The following is a 16392-nucleotide window of genomic DNA, read 5'->3' as shown; positions in this document are numbered from 1 at the left end:
CGCCAGTCTATCGTTCGACTCTATCGTTCATATTCCGATTGTTCGATAATATACCACATGGTGGATATACCATTGCCTTGTCAAGACAGACAGAGCTTGCGGGGGCCGGTTTCCGTGGGCAATACGGTGGGACGAAGTTTTATGCCCGCCGAATGGGCGCCGAAGGACAGGGTGAGAGAACGTGCAGTCGGATATTCCAACCAAGGACATCTCGCTAACCTTCATGAAGGGCATGACCGTGCTGCGGGCCTTCGACGAGGCACACAGCCAGCTGTCCCTGGCCGATATTGCCCGGCTTACCGGGATCGAACGGGCAGCGGTGCGCCGTCTGGTCCTGACGTTGGTCCATCTGGGCTACGTGCGCAAGGAGGAGAACCGCTATTCCCTGACGCCGCGGGTGCTGGTGCTGGGTTCAGGCTTCCTGCGCGGCAATCAGTTCGGCCGGCAGGTGCAGCCGCTGATGGAACTCTGTGCCCGCGAACTGGGCTACAGTGTCAGCCTGGCGATGCGCGACGGGGCCTCGGCGGTCTACGTGGCGCAATCGGCACAGCAGAACGCGCGTTTCACCTTCGGCTTCACCGTGGGCAGCCGCCTGCCCCTTCTGCCGACGGCCATCGGGCGGATGCTGCTGGCCTGGGGCGAAGACGCCTGGGCGCGGGAGATGATCGCCACCGCGGAACTGGAGCGGTTCACTTCCGAGACCCTGACCGACCGTGATCGCATCGCCGAGGCGGTGGCCGACATCCGCACGCGCGGCGCGGCAGTGGTCGAGGGCGAGTTCGAGGCGGGCGCCGTCGGCATCGCGGTGCCCGTGGGCGCCATGGGCGCGGCCGAGGCCGCCCTGGGCTTCTCCGAACCGATGAGCGAGATCCCCGCCACCGACTACCCCCGCCTGACCGAGATCCTGCACCGCCACGCAGGCGAGATCGCGAAGGCCCTGCGCTAGGGCCACCTGCCCTTTTAGCCCTCGCGCTGCGCGCCCTGCGGCCCGGCGCGGCGGGCCATGTCCAGGAACATCTCCGCCGCCGGCGACAGGTCGTGCCGGGCACGCACGTAATAGAGGAACCGGCGCAGGCTGGCCGGGCCTTCCAGCGGCAGGAAGCGCACCCCGAAGACCCCGGCGAACAGACCCGCATAGGCAGGCGCCACGGTGACGTAGGTGCCTCGCCCGATCATCGCCATGGCGCTCATCAACCCCAGCACGCGCATGTCCTGCGGGCGCGGCGTGTCCGGCGCACCCAGAAGGGTTCGGTTGATCATGCCGCTGAATTCATCGGAATAGTTGATCCACAGCATGCGCCGCAGATCGCGGGCCGAGGGCGCCCGATCCGACGGCAGATCCGTGCCCGCAGGCACCACCAGTTGCATCGGCACATGCCACAGCACGTCCCCCACCACGCCGCCGCCCAGGGGCCGCTCGGGGCCGATGCCGATCTCCACGTCGCCCTGTTCGACCAGTTCGGTCACCCCGTCGCCGGCGGCCTCGTAGACGCTGACCTCGACATCCGGGAAGGCCTCTCGGAAGGCGCCCAGAACCTCGGGCAGCCAGCAGCACCCCAGAACCTGCGGGATCGCCAGCCGCAGGTGCCCGCGCTGCAGCGAGCGCAGGTCCGCCGCCGCATCCGCGATATTGCCCACATCCGACAGAACCCTTGACGCCGTGGGCCGGATGCTGGCGCCGAACTCGGTCAGCTCCGCCCCGCGCCCCGACCGGGTGAAGAGCGGGATCTTCAGGTCCGCCTCCAGCTGACGCACCAGCATGCTGACCGCTGATTGCGTCAGGTTCAGCTGTTCGGCAGCGGCGGTGAAGCTTTCGGCCTCGGCCACGGCGAGGAAGGCGCGAAGCTGGCGGAGGGACAGCGACATAAGGTTTCCTGATGGATTGGCAAATTCATTTTGTTTGTATTGTGACATCTCACATTCAACAATCCCCTGAACACGGACGACCAGGGGCTGCCAACCAGATGCGCATCGGAATTATCGGAACGGGAATCGTGGGGGTTTCGACCGCCGGCTGGCTGCAGCGGGACGGGCACGAGGTGGTCTTCGTCGACCCGCGCGAGGCGGGTGAGGCCTGTTCCTTCGGCAATGCTGGCTCGATCTCTCCGACTGCCGTTCTGCCCGTTGCGATGCCCGGAATGTGGAAGAAAGTGCCGAAATGGCTGCTGGATCCTGACGGGCCGCTGGTCATCCGCACCCAGTATCTGCCCACGGTCCTGCCCTGGCTGATGCGCTTCCTGCGGCATTCGTCGGAGGCCGAGGTGACCCGGATCGCGGGCGCCATGCGCGGGCTGCTGGCGCCGGTCTTCGACGCCTACACGCCGCTGCTGCAACGGGCCGGCGCCATGTCGATGGTCCGTCGAAACGGCTGTCTCTACGTCTACTCCTCCCGCGAAATGGCTAAAAAATGGGCATGGGGCGCCAACCTGCGCCGCGGCCTGGGCATCGAAATGCAGGAGCTGGAGGGCGATGCCCTGTTCGAGCTGGAGCCCGACCTGCGCGGCAGCTTCGGCTTCGGCCAGTACGCGCCCGAGAATGGCTCCACCCCCGATCCGTCGGCGCTGGTGAAGGCGATCTACGCCCAGGCGATCAAGGACGGCGCAGAGCATGTGCGGCATGAAGCCTGGGGGTTCGACATGAAGGACAGCCAGGTCGAGGCGATCCGACTTGCCACCGGAGAGGCGTTGCCGGTCGACGGGGTCGTCGTGGCCGCCGGCGCCTGGTCCGCCCGTCTGGCCCGCCAGCTGGGCACGCGGGTGCCGCTGGAAAGCCAGCGCGGCTACCACGTCACGGTTGAGAACCCGGGCGTCGCGCTGAACCGCAACGTGATGGCGGTGGAACAGAACATCATGGTGAACCCCATGGCCATGGGCCTGCGCCTGGCGGGCACGGTCGAACTGGCCGGGCTGACCCCGCCGCCCAACTACGACCGCGCCCGGTCCCTTCTGAAGGTCGGCGGCACCATGTTCCCGAAGATGCGCACCGAGAAATACACCGAATGGATGGGCCATCGCCCCTGCATGCCCGACAGCATGCCCGTCATCGGTGCCCCTGCCCGGGTCGAGAACGCCTGGCTGGGCTTCGGCCACGGGCACGTGGGCATGTGCGGCGGCGCCACCACGGGCCGCGAGCTGGCCAACCTGATCTCGGGCCGCGCGCCGGAGATCGACCTGACCCCCTTCCGCCCCGACCGGTTCCGAACCTTGCTGGGCGGCTGACCCGCCGCCCCGCGGCACGACAGAAGAATAAACCAGAACCAGAACAGGTCCGAACAACGGACCAGTTCCCCAACAGAGTAGAGGATAAAGACAATGTTCAAGCGTACTTTCCTGACCACGGGCGCCGCAGCTGCGGCCCTGATGACCGCCCTCGCCGGCCCGCTGGCCGCCCAGACCTACCCCGAAGGCCCGATCACCATCGTCGTGCCCTTCCCGCCCGGCGGCTCCACCGACCTGCTGGCGCGCCAGCTGGGGGAAAGCCTCTCCGCCCAGCTCGACCAGCCGGTCGTGGTGGAAAACCGGGGCGGGGCCGGCGGCACCGTGGGCGCCAACTACGTCGCCCAGTCCGATCCCGATGGCTACACCCTTCTGATGGGCGTCACCGGGTCCAATGCGATCTCCGCCGCGCTGCGCGACGACCTGCCCTATTCGCCGACCGAGAACTTCGACCCGGTCAGCATTGTCATCTCCTCGCCGCTGGCGCTGGTGGTCAACTCCGACAGTGATTTCGAAAGCGTCCAGGACGTGCTCGATTTCGCCAAGGAAAACCCCGACACCTTCACCCACGGCACCCCGGGCGTCGGCACCTCGATGCACATGGCTGGCGAGCTCTTCGCGCTGGAATCCGGCACCAGCCTGGTCCACGTCCCCTACAAGGGCAGCGCCGCCGCCCTGCAGGACCTGCTGGGCGGGCGCATCGACGCCATGTTCGGCGATATCCTGGTGACCTCGGAATACATCGCCAACGGCCGGCTGACCGCCCTGGGCGTCACCGGCACCCAGGAACATTTCCTGCTGGAAGGCGTGCCGACCATCGCCGAGGCCGGCCTGCCGGACTACGCCGCCTTCTCCTGGCAGGGCCTGTTTGCCCCCGCCGGCACACCGACCGAAGCGCTGGACACGCTGTACGGTGCCGTCTCCACCGCGCTGGAGAGCGAAGAGATGCAGGCCATGTTCCGCGAGCGCGGCTTCCTGGTCGAGGGCATGCCGCCGGCGGAGTCCAAGGCCTTCATCGCCTCCGAGGTCGAGAAATGGACCGAGGTCGTCGATGCCGCTGGCCTGAAGCAATAAGCGACGCCTATCCTGGCTGAAACCCGATCGCCGGCGGCCCGTTCCGCCGGCGATCCGCGTCCCACCGACAGCTTCGGAGCCATCTCGTGGCCAGTTCCCCCGCATTCTCATTCCGTCCCGGCCCCTACCTCCCGGGGGTCGTGGTGATCCTGACCGGCGCCGCCGTCGCCGCCGGTGCCCTCAACTATCCGCTGGGGTCGGTCCTGCGGCCCGGCCCCGGGTTTTTCCCGCTGGGCCTTTCGGTGCTGCTGATGGTGATGGGCCTGGGCGTGCTGATCGAGGCGCGCGCCACGGCCCGCGCCGCCCCCGCCGACACCCCCGAGGAGCCATTCCACTGGGGCGCGCTGATCGGCACCGTGGTCAGCATCCTGGCCTTCGGCCTGAGCGTCGAGCGCATCGGGTTCATCCCCGCCACGCTGCTGCTTTTCGCCATCTGCGCCGTCTTCGAGGGCGGACGGGACTGGCGCCGGCTGGCGCTGGCCGCGCTCTTCATCGCCGGGCTGGGTACGGCGGTCTTCATCTGGGGCCTGGGCCTGCCCCTTTCAGCCTTCGGAGGCGCGTGATGAATATCCTGCAGGGATTTGAAACCGGCCTGGCCACGGCGCTGACCTGGCACGCGCTGATGTATTGCTTCATCGGGGTCACCATCGGCACCTTCGTGGGCGTGCTGCCGGGCATCGGGGCGCTGGCCGCGATCTCGCTGGCGCTGCCGCTGACCTACTACCTAGACCCGACCGACGCGCTGATCATGCTGGCGGGCATCTTCTACGGAGCGCAATACGGCGGCTCCACCGCCTCGATCCTGCTGAACCTGCCGGGCACGGCCACGGCCGCCATCACCTGCCTCGACGGCTATCCGCTGGCACAGCAGGGCAAGGCGCCGCTGGCGATCTTCGTCACCGCGATCAACAGCTTCGTCGGCTCCTCCATCGCCATCGTGCTGGTCATGGGCTTCGCCCCCGCCATCGCCGAATTCGCGCTGGAGTTCGGGGCCGAGGATTACTTCTCCGTCATGCTGCTGGGTCTCGTCGCGGCCTCCACCCTGACCATCGGCTCGCCGATGAAGGCTCTGTCGATGGTGGTCTTCGGCCTGCTCTTGGGCATGGTGGGCACGGATGTGAATACCGGGCAGTTCCGCTTCACCTTCGGGCTGTTTGAACTGGCCGACGGGTTCTCGATCGTCGCCGTCGCCATGGGGCTCTTTGGCGTGGCCGAGATCATCTCGAACATCCGCCAGCCGCAGGGCGTGATCCAGAAGGTCGGGCGCATCCGCATGAAGGACATGATGCCCGAACGCGGCGAATGGCGGCAGATCGTGCGACCGACGCTGCGCGGCTCGGCCATCGGCTCCTTCGTGGGGGCCCTGCCGGGCACGGGACCGGGTATCGCCTCGCTGATGGCCTATGCCACCGAGAAGCGCATCTCGAAGACACCCGACCGTTTCGGCAAGGGCGCGCTGGAAGGCATCTCCGCCCCCGAGGCGGCCAACAACGCCTCCGTCCAGTCGGCCTTCATCCCCATGCTGTCGCTGGGCATTCCGGGCGACGCCATCGTCGCCGTCCTGATGGGGGCGATGATCCTGCACGGGATCACCCCGGGGCCGAACCTGATCAATTCCGAACCACAGATGTTCTGGGGCCTGATCATGAGCTTCTGGGTCGGCAACCTGATGCTGCTGGTGCTGAACATCCCGCTGATCGGGCTGTGGGTGAAGCTGCTGTCGGTGCCCTACAACCTGCTTTACCCCGGCATCCTGGTTTTCATCTGCGTCGGTGTCTTTTCCGCCGACAACAATGTCTTCGACATCTTCGTCGTGCTGGGCTTCGGCGTGCTGGGCTATCTGATGCGGCGTTTCGGCTTCCCGGCCACGCCGGTCCTGCTGGGCTTCATCCTCGGGCCCTTGCTGGAGGAGAACTTCCGCCGCGCCATGCTGCTGTCGCGGGGCGATGCCAGCGTCTTCTTCACCAGCCCGATCAGCGCGGTCTTCATGGGCCTCAGCCTGATCTTCCTTGGCTCTGTCTTCCTGCCCGGCCTGCGCCAGCGCCTGCTGCGCCGCGCACCGGTGGAGATGAACGAGGACGACGACTGACACCTGCGTTCAGAGGGCGAAACGAAAGCGGCGGCCGGGACATCCCGACCGCCGCTTTGTCTTTCAGGCGCGTCCGCAGCCCCTAGGCCGGGGTGCCGTATCCAGCCCCGCCGGAGCTTTCGATCACCACCCGGTCGCCCCGGTTCAGCGTGATGGCCGACCGCGCGGTCAATTCCTCGCGCCCGCCATCCACCCGCAGCACCGTCACAGCCGAGCCTTTCGGCGCGCCGCCCCCATGGGCGCCCTGCGCCACGCGGGAAAACCGTTCGCCCCGGATCGAGGCGGCGATGCCATCGGCCAGCGCCTCGTAGACGCGTTTTGCCCCATCACCGCCGCGGAACTGCCCCGGCCCGCCCGACCCGCGCCGGATTTCGGCAGACAGCAGGCGCATCGGCACCAGCGACTCCAGCGCCTCGGCGGAGATGTTCATGGCGTTGCCCACGTCCGTCGAGATCGCCGGGCAGCCATCGGCACGCGGGCCGCCGCCGGCGCCGCCGGCGACGATCTCGGTCGACAGGAACCGCTGGCCGGCGTCATCCGTGCCGGAAAAGGCAATGACATAGGACATGCCGGAATTGGCTGCGGGCATGCCCGCGCCGTCCGCCTGGGCCAGGGCCTGCAACAGGGCCGAGGTGATGCAGCGCACCATGTTCATCCGCGCGTTCACCGCCGCCGGGGGCGCGGCGTTGACCACGCTGGCCTCGGGCAGGCGCAGGTCGAGACAACGCAGCACGCCACCGTTGCGCAGGGCGCCCTCGTCCAGCAGGGTCAGCAGCCCGTAGAAAGTGGCCGACAGCGGCCCCGAGCGGACGCAGTTCACTGGTGCGGCCACCTGCGGCGAGGAGCCATGGAAATCCGCGATCATCCGCCCCGCTTCGAAACGCAGGGAGACCCGCGCCGCGCAGGGGCCAAGCCCGGCGACCGGGTCCAGCTCATCCTCACCCGCAAAGGGCCCGGCGGGCAGGTCCGACAGGCGGGCCAGGGTCGCGGCCTCGGCCCGGTCCAACATCGCGTCGCAGGCCGCCAGGAAGCTCTCCGCCCCCGCCTCTCCCGCCAGGCGGCGCACGCCCTCGGCCGCGCGGAACCCGGCGGCCAGCTGGGTTTCCAGATCGCCCACCACCACGTCGGGTACGCGCGACGCGGCGCGGATCAGCCGCTCGAACGCCGGGTCGAACTGCCCCGCGTGCCCTGCCTGAAGGGGCGGCAGGCGCAGGCCCTCGTGGAAGATCTCCGTGGCATCGGGCGGCACCGATCCCGCGCGGGTGCTGCCGATGTCCTGATGATGCAGCAGGCTGGCCGACAGGGCGACCAGGCGCGCCTCGGCGAAGACCGGCTGCACCACGGCGATGTCAGGCAGATGCGTCCCGCCGGAGAAGGGATCATTGGTGACGAAGATGTCACCGGGCTGCATCGTCTCCGCCGGATAGGCATCGAGGATCGCGCGCACCGACCCGGGCAGCGCCCCCAGAAGAAGCGGGATCGCCTCGGCCAGGGCCAACACCTCGCCCCGCGGCGAAAACAGCGCGCAGGAGGCATCGGCCCCTTCGCGCACCACCGGCGAGACGGCACAGCGCAGCAGGGTCTGCTGCATGGTTTCGGCCAGCCCGTCGAGGCGCAGCTGCAGGATCTTCAGCGTATCGCTCATGGCGCGCTCCTCGTCAGGCGGTAGGCGGCGCCGTCCTGCGTGATGTCCCAGCCCTCGGGCAGATAGATCGCCCCGGCCTCGGTGGTGACAAGGCGGGCGGCGTCAGGTGTCGGCGCGCCGGCGCCGGGCATCACCGGCATCGCGGTGATCGTGTCGTGCGACAGCCGGATGGAAAAGAGGTGCCCCGGTCCCGGCGGGGCCACCCCGAACTGGGTGTCATAGGCGCGCGCCAGGTCTTCGCGGATCGCCGCGACCGAGGCCGGGCGGGTCCGCGTGGTCAGTTGCAGCGGGTGCATGGGCGCCCGCGCGGCCAGGGTCAGGGTCCAGACCGGCGTACCCTCGCCTGTCACCTCGGCCTCAAGCGCCTCCAGCAGTCCGGTTAGTGTCGCATCGCCGAGATCGGCAAGGGCGCTGTCGGCGCGACGGATGGCCTCCCGCCGGCGGGGCGCCTGGGCCAGGCCCATGGCGCCAGCCACAGCTGGCGCGCGGGGGATCGAGACGGAGGTCGCGTCCATCTCCGCGGCGATCTCGGCCGCCAGCAGGGGGCCGGTGCCGCCCATGACGCAAAGACCAGCGCGGGCCGGATCCACGTTGCGCCGGGTGGCGTAGCGGATCAGGGCGAGCGCAGCGGTCTTTGCGGCGGCCCGGACGATCTGCCGCGCGGTCTCCTCCACCGCCTTCCCGGGGACAAAGCCCGAGATGCACGCGCGCGCCGCGTCGCCCGGATCGGGCAGACGCCCCAACACCGCCAGCGCATCGTCCAAGCACGGTGCCTCGGGCGCGCTTCCGTCGAAGGTCAGCTCTACCCCGTCCTGCCGCACCCCGCGGGCACCGCCCAAAGCGACACTGGCCATGTCGACCATGGTGGCGCGCAGGTCGACCCCGGCGAAGCGGGAGAAATCAACGCTGACCGGCTCGCCACCCTGCACCAGGGCGATGTCGGCGCTCTGCGAGCCGATGTCGAGGACCAGGGTATCCTCCGGCGCCTCCGGCCCAACAGATGCGCGGGCACCGGCCCGGCCCGCTGCCGCCGGGGCGCCGGTCAGCAGGACGGCACGCTGCCGGTCGAAGACCTCTTCGGGCACCAGCACGCCGCGTCCCTCACCCAGCAGGATCTGGCCCGCGAACCCTTCCGGCAGGGCCCCGCGCAGCTGCGCCAGGGTGTCGCCCGCACGCGCCGCGATCCAGGCATCCAGCGCCGCCGATACCGTGCGGTCGTATTCGCGCGGCGCCGGGTCGATGACGTAGGACAGGCTGATCGCCACCTCGGGCAGGGCCGCGCGCAGGGCCTCGGCCGCCTGCTTCTCATGCGCGGGGTTCAGATGGGAAAAGAGGAAGCAGACCGCCACCGCCTTCACGCCCTCGCGCCGCAGGGCGTCGATGGCCCGTTCCATGTCGGTCTGCGACAGGGCCTCCACCTCGGCCCCGCTGGCATCGAGACGCCCGCCGATCTCGTGAATCCGGGCCTCCGGCACCAGGAAGGCCGGTGCGGGAGAAGCCGCGACCGGATCGTAGAGCGCGACGCGGTTCTGCCTCCCCAGCCGCAGGGTATCGGCAAAGCCGCGGGTGGTCAGCAGGGCAACCTCCCCCGGGGCGCGATCCAGCAGGGCGTTCAGCGGGGCAGTGCTGACGAAGCGGAGGCTGTCCAGCTCCGCCCCGGTCAGGCCCAGCTCGGCCAGCCCGGCACGGGTCACCTGGGTCACGTCGCCCCTGTTGGGCACCTTGCAGATCCGAAGGCTGCCCTCGTCCCAAGCGACGAAATCGGCAAAACGGGCGCCGAAATCCACGGCCAGATGTGTCCCGCTCATGCGTCAGGCCAGTCGATCAGAACCGGGGCGGGCAGCTCCAGGAACTCGGTGTCGCCCTGCCCGTCCGCCGTCTTCCACATCAGCGAGGCGAAGGTGGCCGGACGATCCAGCGCGACGATGCCATGATGCCACAGACCGGGGCGATAGGTCACCACGTCACCGGAACCGGCCACGAAGGCCTGCGGCGCGCCCTCGGGCCCGTCGGGCCAGACGGCGACAAGCCAGCGGCCCGACTCCATGGGGCAGAACATCTGGGTGGAGAAGGGATGCCGTTCGACCATGGTGGCCCGCAGGGGCGCCTCACTGGGCTCGACCTCGTAGAAATCCAGCGCCGCCGCTGGCGCAGCCACGTCATGGGGGAAGGTCGCTTCGGTCTTGCTCAGGCGCACCTGGCCCTCACGGATCATCTTGACCGCGCCCATGCCCGGACGGGCGACATCGCCATGGGGCGCGAAAGCCTCTGGCGTCAGGGGCTGCGCGATGCAGGTGGCAGGCGTTCGGGGAGCAGTATCGGGGGGCGTTTGCGGCACGGTCTTTCCACTTCGAGGTCCGTCAGGGCAGCCGCAGGACCGCCCCGCACGGGACGAAGTGTCGCGCGAACGCTGGTCAGGGTCCAGAATTTAATCGGAGTTTCGGACCAATAAATCTCAAACGGTCTATAATCGCACAGAAGTCCCGCCCGCGGGTCGTTCCACCGCGCCCTGGGCCCGGTCTTCTCTTTGCCGAAAGTATCCGGGGGGAATTGCGCGTCAGCACAAGGCGGGGGCAGCGCCACCTGCCCGAGAAAAAGGTAGTTTGCCAGGTCTCGTCGCCGAGACGGATCAGTTCTGCGTCAGCCGGGTCGGCATGCGGTAGAAGTGATGCACGCCGATGGTCGCAGTGCGGTCGAACTTCCGCGACCAGCGCGGGGCGACATGAAGCGTGTGGTAGAAGGTGGCGCCGTCGGTCAGGCCACGGGCGTCCTCATCCTTCAGCATGATCGAGGCCACCTTGGCCACCTGGGCGTAGGCGGCGGGTTCGTGGATCACTTCCTCGCGGCCGTCACAGGTATAGGTGAACTGGCAGGCGAACTTGCGGCCCGTGCCCTGGTGGACCACGCCGCAGACGGTGTTGGGGAAGGTCGCGCTTTCGACCCGGTTCAGGATCACCTCGGCCACGGCGAACTGACCCTTCACGCTTTCGCCCCGCGCCTCGAAGTAAAGCGCCTCGGCCAGGCACTGAAACTCGGCGCCGCCCTTGCCGGAGGGCTGGCGGGCCAGCCACTCGCGGGAGTATTCCACGCCGGTCTCGGCGGCCACACGGGGGCGTTTCAACAGGGCGGTCAGGCGAGTGCCGGGAACGGAATTCAGCCCCTGAGCTTCGGTCTTCATGGCCTCGGACAAAGGATTGTCCGCGCGCGCGGGCGCACCGGACACCAGAGCCACCGCAGTGGCTGCCACGCTCAGGAAAGTCAGAATTCGCATCGTCGAACCTCGTCGCTGCACGCCTAATGGGGCGCACCAAGAGCGGTTCCCTAACGAAAACTTGTGAAACCGTCCACCCCGCGGCCCGGCACCCACCGAAAGGTGAGCGGCCCGTCAACACCTCCCGTCGCATCGGACAGGGGGTAAGCGTCTGAGTTCAGGAGGTTTTGAAAGCTCGCGGCGGCAGGGTGGGACGAATGCGCGCCTGCGCCGCCGCCAGCCGCGCCACGGGCACCCGGAAGGGGGAGCAGGACACGTAATCGAAGCCCGCGCTGCGGCAGAAGGCGATTGATTCGGCGTTGCCCCCGTGTTCGCCGCAGATCGACAGGATCAGGTCGGGTCGCGCCGCGCGCCCCCGTTCTGCCCCGATCATGAGCAATTCGCCCACCCCATCGGTGTCGAGCGTATGAAAAGGATCCTCCGGGAAGACGCCCTGCTTGACATAGTCGGACATGAACTTTCCGGCGTCGTCGCGCGACAGCCCGTAGGTCATCTGGGTCAGGTCGTTGGTCCCGAAGGACAGGAAGGCCGCGTGGGGCGCGATGTCGCCCGCCTTCAGGGCCGCGCGCGGGGTCTCGACCATGACACCCAGGCGATAGGTGAAATCCCGGCCCGTCTCGTTGCGTACCGCTGCCGCGACGGCGTCGACCCGGGTCTTCACCATCTCCACCTCGCGCTTGGCGCTGACCAACGGGATCATGATCTCCGCCACCACCGGATCGCCCTCGCGCGAGGCCTCCACCGTGGCCTCGAAGATGGCACGGGCCTGCATCTCGTAGATCTCGGGCATGGTGATCCCCAGGCGCACGCCGCGCATGCCCAGCATGGGGTTGTATTCCGACAGCGCCTCGACCCGGCGGGTGACGTCGGACAGCGGCAGCGACAGCGCCTCGGCCAGCTCGCGCAACCCGGCCCGGTCGGAGGGCAGGAATTCATGCAGGGGCGGATCGAAGAGGCGGATGCACACCGGCTTGCCCTGCATGATGCGGAACAACTCGATGAAATCGGCCCGCTGCATCGGCAGCAGCCGGTCCAGCACCGCGCGCCGATCGGCGGCGACATCGGCAAAGATCATCTCGCGCATCACCGTCAGGCGGCCCGCGTCGAAGAACATATGCTCGGTCCGGCACAGGCCGATGCCCTGGGCGTCGAAGCGGCGCGCCACCTCGGCGTCGGCGGGGGTGTCGGCATTGGCGCGGATGCCGATGTCGCAATATTCCCAGGCCCAGGCCATCATCGCCTGGAAGGCCTCGTCATGGGCCGCCTCGATCAGCGGTGCGGCGCCGGCCAGGATGTCCCCCGAGGACCCATCGACCGTCACGATATCCCCGGCCTTCAGCATCCGCCCGTCGCGGGCGCGCAGCCGCTCCTTCTTCACGTCGAAGGACAGCTCCGAGCAGCCCACCACGCTGGGCAGGCCCAGACCCCGCCCGATGACCGCCGCGTGGGACGTCATGCCGCCCCGCTCCGTCACCACGGCAACGGCGGCATGCATGCCGCGAATGTCCTCTGGCCCGGTCTCGCGGCGCACCAGAACCGTCGCCTCGCCGCGCGCCTTGCCCGCCTGGGCGGCGGCGGCCGAAAAAACCAGCTTTCCCGTGGCCGCGCCGGGAGAGGCCGCGATCCCCGTGGCCAGCACATCGCGCGGCGCCTCGGGGTCGATCTGGTGGTGCAGCATCTCGTTCAGCGCCCGGCTTTCGACCCGGCACAGCGCCTCGTCGCGCGGGATCACCCCGTCCTGGGCCAGCGCCACGGCGATGCGCAGCGCCGCGCGCGGGCTGCGGCTGACCCGCAGCGCGTCGAGGACATGGACATTGCCGTTCTCGATGGTGAACTCGGCCTGCATCTCCTCGCGCAGGCGGAAGCGCATCAGCTGGCAGTATTCGACCAGCCGGTCATAGGCCTCGGGCGCCAGTTCCTGAAGCGACGGCCCGCGTTCGTCCCGCGCCAGGTACAGCGCGCGGGAGCCCTCGCGCAGCGCCTCGCGGTGCTGCGACTGGCTGAGGTAGCGCCCGGTGATGCGCGGCTTGCCGGAGGTCGAGGAGACCAGCTGCATCACGCCCGAGCCACACTCTCCGTCCTTGCCGAGGCCAAGCGCCATCTCCTGCACCACCAGGCCCAGTCCCGCATCTGCCGGCGCCCCCTTGGCCTGGCGCAGGAGCCGCGCAGTGGTGCCGCGCCAGGCGCGCGCCATGCTCTTCAGCACCGCGGCCAGCTGCACGGCCGGGTCCTGGGGAAATTCCTCTTCGGTTTCCTCGCGGTACGCGCGCAAGGACAAGGCCAGCGCCTCGGGGCCGGAAGGGGGCAGATCCTCGAACATGTCCGGGTCCAGCCGTTCGACATGCACCGAATAGGTCCGCACGAAGCTCTTGTAGAGCGCCGTCGCCGCCTCTTCCCCGATCTGTGCGGACAGGCGGGCGTGGGTCGCGTCGTTCATGCCGATGTTCAGCACCGCCGACGGCCCGCCCCAGTCGGGATCCTCCGACGAGGGGCGCACGCACAGCAGGGGGTGTTCGCCGAAGGGCTCCAGCAGATCGGCCATGGACGGCAGGCGTCCCTCGGCGATGTCGTTGACGGCCCGGAAGGACAGCGCGACGGTCAGCGGCACGGGCAGCGACAGGCGCACCAGGCGCTGCAGGCACTTAGCCCGGCCGCCGTGGGTGTTGGTGGCCACCGGCGCGGTTTCGGTGATGCGCGTGATATGCGGATCGGTGTCTTTCACCGCTGTCTCCCCCGTCAAGGTGGCCGAAGCATAACGGTGGCGGGATTCGGGGCAAGCGGTTTCGCGGATGCAGCAAGGACCCGCGCGGACCCCGCCCCCTCGGGATATTTCCGGCAAGGAGAAGACAGGCACGCGGCGGGCCTGCAGGGCGGACAAGAGATCACCCGCGCCCTGCCCCCTCCTATACGCAGGCCGAAAATACTCCCGCCGGAGGCTTCACCCCCGGGCACCGGGGGCGAAAACTGTGCCGAGGCTCAGGCCTCGATGCGGGTCAGGTCGGCGACCTTCAGCACGGTGGAGCGGATGGTCGACAAGAGGTTCAGGCGGTTGCGGCGCACCACGGCGTTGTCGGTGTTGACCTGCACCGCCTCGAAGAAGGCGTCGATGGGCGCGCGCAGCGTGGCGAGGGTTTCCATCGCGGCGGCGTAATCCTCGGCTGCATTGGCCGCGTCCAGCTTGGGCTTGGCCGCTTCCAGCGCGTTGAAGAGCGCGGTTTCCTCGGCGGCTTCGGCGAACTTCGGATCGGCGCCGAACTCATAGGCCACGCCGTCCTTTTCCTCTTCCTTGGTCAGGATGTTGTTGGCGCGCTTGAAGCCCTGAACGAGGTTTTCCCCGTCCTCGGTCGACAGCACGGCCTGCAGCGCGCGGGCGCGGGCCACAAGGGCCACCAGATCGTCGTTGCCCTCCATCGCGAGGCAGGCGTCGATCACGTCGTGGCGGATGCCTTCGTCGCGCAGGTGGACCTTCAGCCGGTCATGGAAGAAGGAAAGGAGATCGGCGGCGGTGTCAGCGGACAGGTCGTGGCAACTGGTGAAGACCGGCGTCATCGCCAGCTTCGTGCCATGCTGCATCAGGATCCGGATCACGCCAAGCGCGGCACGGCGCAGGGCGAAGGGATCCTTCGAGCCCGTGGGCTTCTCATCGATAGCCCAGAAGCCCGTCAGCGTGTCCAGCTTGTCAGCCAGCGCCACGGTGGCGGAGACCGGCGCCGTCGGCACATCGTCGGTCGGGCCCAAGGGCGAGTAATGTTCCTCGCAGGCAGCCGCGATTTCGGGGGCGAAGCCTGCGGCCTCCGCGTAGTAACGGCCCATCAGGCCCTGCAACTCGGGGAATTCGTAGACCATTTCGGACGACAGATCGGCCTTGGCGATGCGCGCGGCCTCTTCGGCCAGTCCCGCGTCGGCGGAGAGCGCGGGGGCCAGCTGCGCGGCCAGGGCGGCGATCCGCTCGATCCGCTCGGCCTGGCTGCCCAGCTTGGCGTGGAAGGTCACATGGGCCAGGTGGTCGCGCCAGGGCTGCATCTTGGCGTCCTTGGCGATCCGCAGGTCATTGTCCCAGAAGAATTTCGCATCCGACAGACGCGCCGAGAGGACCTTCTGGTTGCCCGCCAGAATCGTGGCGCCATTGTCCGCCGTCTCGCGGTTAGCAACGGTGACGAACCGCTCGATGCGGCCCGTCTTGGGGTTCTTCACCGAGAAGAACTTCTGATGTTCTTTCATCGAGGTCTGCAGGACTTCCGGCGGCAGGTGCAGGAAGTCGGCGCCGATCTCGCCCATCAGGACGACGGGCCATTCGACGAGGCCCGCGACCTCGGCCAGCAGGCCCTTGTCCTCGACCACCTCAAGCCCGGCGGCGAAGGCCTGATTGGTGGCCTCCTGCCAGATGGCATCGGCGCGCTCGGCGGCGTCCAGCACGACGAAGCGGCGTTTCAGCTGGGCGTCATAGTCCTCGAAGCTGCGCACCTTGAACCGGCCCGGCGCCATGAAACGGTGACCCTCGGTGGTGTCGCCAGCGACGATGCCGTCGATGTCCATCGGCACGACGCGCGCGCCCTCCTCATCGGTGAGGATGCACAGGATGGAATGCAACGGGCGGACCCAGCGCAGGGACCCCGCCCCCCAGCGCATGGATTTCGGCCAGGGGAAATTGCGGATGATCTTCTCCAACTCTTCCGCCACGATCTCGGCGGCCGGGCGGCCCGGCTTCTCGATCACGGCGAAGAAGACCTTCCCCTTCTTCTCCTCGCGTTCCTCCAGCTGGTCGCGGGTCAGGCCCGCACCGCGCAGAAAGCCCTCGATCGCCTTTTCCGGGGCGTCGACGCGGGGGCCCTTGCGTTCCTCGCGCACCAGCGGGCTTTCGGCCAGCAGGCCGTGCACCGTCAGACACAGGCGGCGCGGCGTGTGGAAGGCGGCGGCACCGGCATAGGTCAGCCCGGCCTCGACCAGCGCGTCGGTCATGCGTTTCTTCAGGTCTTCCGCGGCCCGCGCCTGCATGCGCGCGGGAATTTCCTCGGAAAAGAGTTCGATCAGCAGATCGGGCATGTCGGTTCCATCCAGGCAGCGTGGGGCGCCGCGAAGGGCGCGTTGCCGCAGGGAA

The 16392-nt window shown here is 68.6% G+C and carries 12 protein-coding genes; 5 read left to right on the top strand and 7 right to left on the bottom strand.

Annotation, left to right across the window (positions count from 1 at the left end):
• Nucleotides 1-181: 181 nt before the first annotated feature.
• A complete protein-coding gene (locus CVM50_RS06745) occupies nt 182-946 on the top strand; it encodes an IclR family transcriptional regulator (protein WP_085887388.1) in 765 nt (254 codons plus the stop codon).
• Nucleotides 947-960: 14 nt separating this feature from the next.
• Here CVM50_RS06745 and CVM50_RS06740 read toward each other — a convergent pair whose 3' ends face one another.
• On the bottom strand, nt 961-1866 hold the full coding sequence (locus CVM50_RS06740) for a LysR family transcriptional regulator (RefSeq protein WP_159457052.1): 906 nt from the start codon (nt 1864-1866) through the stop codon (nt 961-963).
• Nucleotides 1867-1964: 98 nt separating this feature from the next.
• Between CVM50_RS06740 and CVM50_RS06735 the strand changes: the two genes are divergently transcribed.
• The 4 genes from CVM50_RS06735 (at nt 1965) to CVM50_RS06720 (ending at nt 6378) form a co-directional block, all read left to right on the top strand.
• A complete protein-coding gene (locus tag CVM50_RS06735) occupies nt 1965-3218 on the top strand; it encodes an NAD(P)/FAD-dependent oxidoreductase (protein WP_085887390.1) in 1254 nt (417 codons plus the stop codon).
• A gap of 93 nt (nt 3219-3311) precedes the next feature.
• Nucleotides 3312-4289, top strand: a complete 978-nt coding sequence (locus CVM50_RS06730; protein ID WP_085887391.1) for a Bug family tripartite tricarboxylate transporter substrate binding protein — start codon at nt 3312-3314, stop codon at nt 4287-4289.
• A gap of 86 nt (nt 4290-4375) precedes the next feature.
• A complete protein-coding gene (locus tag CVM50_RS06725; protein WP_157792133.1) occupies nt 4376-4852 on the top strand; it encodes a tripartite tricarboxylate transporter TctB family protein in 477 nt (158 codons plus the stop codon).
• Complete coding sequence (locus tag CVM50_RS06720; RefSeq protein WP_085887393.1) at nt 4852-6378, top strand: tripartite tricarboxylate transporter permease; 1527 nt, start codon at nt 4852-4854, stop codon at nt 6376-6378. The genes CVM50_RS06725 and CVM50_RS06720 overlap by 1 nt, the downstream gene beginning before the upstream one ends.
• A gap of 82 nt (nt 6379-6460) precedes the next feature.
• Here CVM50_RS06720 and CVM50_RS06715 read toward each other — a convergent pair whose 3' ends face one another.
• The 6 genes from CVM50_RS06715 to glyS form a co-directional block, all read right to left on the bottom strand.
• Nucleotides 6461-8023, bottom strand: coding sequence for a hydantoinase B/oxoprolinase family protein (locus tag CVM50_RS06715; protein ID WP_085887394.1), 1563 nt, complete (start codon nt 8021-8023; stop codon nt 6461-6463).
• Nucleotides 8020-9831 (bottom strand): hydantoinase/oxoprolinase N-terminal domain-containing protein, encoded by a 1812-nt coding sequence (locus CVM50_RS06710; RefSeq protein WP_085887395.1) that lies wholly within the window; start codon nt 9829-9831, stop codon nt 8020-8022. The genes CVM50_RS06715 and CVM50_RS06710 overlap by 4 nt, the downstream gene beginning before the upstream one ends.
• Nucleotides 9828-10361, bottom strand: a complete 534-nt coding sequence (locus tag CVM50_RS06705; RefSeq protein ID WP_157792132.1) for an ureidoglycolate lyase — start codon at nt 10359-10361, stop codon at nt 9828-9830. Before CVM50_RS06705 ends, CVM50_RS06710 begins: the two co-directional genes overlap by 4 nt.
• Nucleotides 10362-10652: 291 nt before the next feature.
• Entirely contained in the window at nt 10653-11294 is a 642-nt protein-coding gene (locus tag CVM50_RS06700; RefSeq protein ID WP_085887397.1) for a cell wall hydrolase, read from the bottom strand.
• Nucleotides 11295-11451: 157 nt separating this feature from the next.
• Nucleotides 11452-14016 carry a putative PEP-binding protein gene (locus CVM50_RS06695; RefSeq protein WP_085887398.1) on the bottom strand — a complete coding sequence of 855 codons (2565 nt, stop codon included), beginning with the start codon at nt 14014-14016 and terminating at the stop codon, nt 11452-11454.
• A gap of 254 nt (nt 14017-14270) precedes the next feature.
• Nucleotides 14271-16289 (bottom strand): glycine--tRNA ligase subunit beta, encoded by a 2019-nt coding sequence (gene glyS / locus CVM50_RS06690; RefSeq protein WP_408634051.1) that lies wholly within the window; start codon nt 16287-16289, stop codon nt 14271-14273.
• Between the last annotated feature and the right edge of the window lie 103 nt (nt 16290-16392).

Origin of the sequence: Pseudooceanicola marinus (assembly GCF_002786295.1) — a bacterium.
GTDB classification, from domain to species: Bacteria; Pseudomonadota; Alphaproteobacteria; order Rhodobacterales; family Rhodobacteraceae; genus Pseudooceanicola; species Pseudooceanicola marinus.
The sequence above is the reverse complement of the archived record's forward strand: the minus strand, read 5'-3'. Positions and strand labels throughout refer to the sequence as shown.

Excerpts from the sequence above, each read along its gene's own strand:
- CVM50_RS06740 (WP_159457052.1), bottom strand. The coding sequence starts at position 1,866 with ATGTCGCTGTCCCTCCGCCAGCTTCGCGCCTTCCTCGCCGTGGCCGAG.
- CVM50_RS06735 (WP_085887390.1), top strand. The coding sequence starts at position 1,965 with ATGCGCATCGGAATTATCGGAACGGGAATCGTGGGGGTTTCGACCGCC.
- CVM50_RS06730 (WP_085887391.1), top strand. The coding sequence starts at position 3,312 with ATGTTCAAGCGTACTTTCCTGACCACGGGCGCCGCAGCTGCGGCCCTG.
- CVM50_RS06720 (WP_085887393.1), top strand. The coding sequence starts at position 4,852 with ATGAATATCCTGCAGGGATTTGAAACCGGCCTGGCCACGGCGCTGACC.
- CVM50_RS06715 (WP_085887394.1), bottom strand. The coding sequence starts at position 8,023 with ATGAGCGATACGCTGAAGATCCTGCAGCTGCGCCTCGACGGGCTGGCC.
- CVM50_RS06710 (WP_085887395.1), bottom strand. The coding sequence starts at position 9,831 with ATGAGCGGGACACATCTGGCCGTGGATTTCGGCGCCCGTTTTGCCGAT.
- CVM50_RS06700 (WP_085887397.1), bottom strand. The coding sequence starts at position 11,294 with ATGCGAATTCTGACTTTCCTGAGCGTGGCAGCCACTGCGGTGGCTCTG.
- glyS (WP_408634051.1), bottom strand. The coding sequence starts at position 16,289 with ATGCAGGCGCGGGCCGCGGAAGACCTGAAGAAACGCATGACCGACGCG.